Origin of the sequence: Furfurilactobacillus siliginis, from assembly GCF_001437435.1 — a bacterium.
Lineage (GTDB): Bacteria > Bacillota > Bacilli > Lactobacillales > Lactobacillaceae > Furfurilactobacillus > Furfurilactobacillus siliginis.
In genome coordinates, this window is the sequence record NZ_JQCB01000029.1 from 1,865 (window position 1) to 4,820 (window position 2,956).

At 41.7% G+C, this 2,956-nt stretch carries 2 protein-coding genes; both read left to right on the top strand.

Translation table 11 applies throughout. The annotated features are described in order from the left end of the window. The first annotated feature begins 123 nt into the window (after positions 1–123). Positions 124–339 (top strand): hypothetical protein, encoded by a 216-nt coding sequence (locus tag IV55_RS09985; RefSeq protein ID WP_057811761.1) that lies wholly within the window; start codon positions 124–126, stop codon positions 337–339. After that, the coding region (locus IV55_RS09990; RefSeq protein ID WP_169790620.1) for a KxYKxGKxW signal peptide domain-containing protein at positions 336–2,956 on the top strand (2,621 nt) is incomplete at its 3' end. The genes IV55_RS09985 and IV55_RS09990, both read left to right, overlap by 4 nt.

Genomic DNA, 2,956 nt, shown 5'->3' on the forward strand with positions numbered 1-2,956 from the left:
TTTCTAATTGGAACCACGACTGAATTTATTGGGCGTGAGGTGGAAGCGGAATTTGATCCGTTCTACACCAGACGCGGTGGTTTTCAAAAGTAAAACTAACTAATTTATGGGAAGTGATGTTCAATGGATATTTTTTCAACTGATGTTCCACGAGCACATCAGCTAAGACGTTATCAGCGTGATGTTTATCGCGCTGTCACGTTGGCTAAAGAACATGGCGATGTGCGACTGCATCAAGTTGTGATGACGGGATCAGTTGACAACGTTGTTAACATGGGTGACTTCCCGTTTCGTAAGGATGTCTCGCCAAGTAATGCACAAGGGGGAATTAACAAATGAAACGATTTTCGTATAACAGTCGTTTATATCGCGACGAGTTAGAGGAAAAAGAACATTTTAAATTATATAAACAAGGGAAGTTATGGGTCGTCGCAGGAATTACTGTCTTCTCTGGCGGACTGTTAGCAAATAAGGAAGGCGATTTAGTCGCCAAAGCTGATGCAACGACGACTGCAGTACCATCTGATGATCCAGTTGCAACGGCAGTTAAGCCATTGACTGAAGTGAAGCCTACTTCTGCTGAAGCGAAACCTGCCTCAACCGCTGCGCCGGTTAGCGAATCAGCAAAACCAGCCAGTCAAGTAACACCACAATCAGCAACAAGTGATGCAAAAGCAGTTAGCGCAGACGCAAAATCGACTAGTGAAGTCACATCTTCTGATGCAGCAAAGCCAGCTCAATCAGCAGCTGCAGTTTACACAAAGCCAGCAGCTAACTCCGTTGCCAGCGCTGCCTCACAGGCGGTTGCTGACTTAAACAGCTATGCAGTGCAAGCAGATTCTTTGGCTGACCAAAATACAACCGACACCATTGTTCATGATGCGGGTGTGGCAGCTTTAGCACTACATCAGAAACAACAAGCCACTGAAGTCAGTAATGTACTGGCTTCAGCAGCGTCAGTTGTGTCTGTTAATTCCCAACAAGCTAATGATCTGTTAGCGAGTGCAATCAGTATTGTGACATCAATGAATGATGCCGTTAGTCAAGCCGGAGCAATGGTTCGTGATGATGCTAATGGGGTTCAAGCCAGCATTGTTTCTAAAGCGCAAGCTGCGTATGAAAAGGTGAGTCTACCTGATGGTGTGAAAACTGAGTTAGATTCTTACGGGGATTTAGTGGTCACAACATCTACTTCAGCAGCTTATCAGAAAGTATTGGCTTCGCTAGCTACTGCTGGGTTAATGAACCAATTTAGATATGTAGTTGATCCAGCCAACACGAGCAGCATGTCTATTTCTTTCACGCCTATTTCTGGAATCTCCAGTGTGGATGCTGATGGTAATCTTACTATCAATCAGATTAATGTGAATAATAACCAAGGAACGTTAACAACTATAAAGATCAATATTTCCGGAAATAAAGGAGACAAATTCTTCGTTACAGTACCGATTGGTTTTTCACATAGAATGCCAATGCAATATACTGATGCTTCGCTCGTGACTGTTACTGAGAATAAAGATGGATCAGACACGATTACTTGGACTCTTGATCAAGACAATATTACAAAACAAGAAACTTTTGGTTTTGGATGGGGGCAACCGCCTTATAATTGGATCAATGATCTTAAAGTTTCACCTGATGGTGGGTTTGCTTGGCCTGGAACGTATGCACAAGGAAATACTGCAGGTCAGTATGGGGGAGCAGTTCCGGATGGAACGATTCTTCCAGTCGTGTATGGTGGCTCAAACTTAGACACAAAGTATGCCAAGGTTACATATACGAACAAGCAACAAGTAAGTGGGTCTATTACGAGTATTAAGCAACCAAGTAAGTTGCATTCTAATCAAAATTATGTTTATGAACTATGGTATCAAAACAATGGTGATAGTTTTAATAATTTAGGGAACACCAAGATTATTATTGATTTGCCAGATGGATTTCAGTTTGATCCTGATGCGACACAGTATGTATTAAAAGATTCATTTAGACGCGGTCCAGGAGCTAATATTTTTAAAGTGTTGCCAGGAAATAAATTAGAGATCGATAATGATCCGCGGACTTCTTCCTTTGGTAATGGCGATATTTACTTTGCCGGCTCGTTTAAAAATGGGGTTACGGGTAATCAAACTTTTAAAGTAGAGAGCTTTACTTCTTCGTATAATCGTGACAATAGTGCGGCCGCTGTTGTACTACCTACAAATGGTGCAGAAAAAAATTATACCGCCAATGTGTCAAATTATAACTCTGGCTTTTCATATGATACTACTAAGTTTACCCCCCTCAATGTAACAGTTGATAATGCGACCAACTCTGTCGCTTTAAATGCATTTTGGTCACCGTGGATAAACGGATCTGGAACGTTGGTCATTGGAAATCAAGCAAACAACGTTTTAGCTAACTTTGTTCCGGAGTTCACAAATAACGTGCCGATTAAACCAACTTATACATTCCAAGTTCCGACCGGTGAAATCTCAACAGGTATCAGCTTGCCGCTAAACCAAGCGATATGTACGAATTGGAATAAAGACGTGACTTACAATGTGATGGTTTATTTCAGTGATGGTACGAGTCGTTTGTATAATGCACTTCCTTCAGGGCAAACACTCTCTAGTATAAGTGGTGCAGATGTTACACAGCTGCAGATTCCTGCCGGAGCTCATGTGACTAAATATGAGGTAACACAATCAGCAGATGTTCTACCTGGTCAATTTCTTGATGCTGGTAATATTGGCTCAGAAGGTGGTGAGGCTTGGTATATTGGTAGCTCAGCACCGGATGACAACGATATTTTAGCTCAGGCTTTTACCATTCTTGGTTATGTAGACAAGTCGACATCTGTCAATACAAAACTAACTATTACGGCTACGATAGCTGATTCTTACACAAGTAAGTCTACATCTATGGTAGATTGTAAAATTAATCCGAACGCTGTTCGGACAAAAAAGATCAGCTTCCT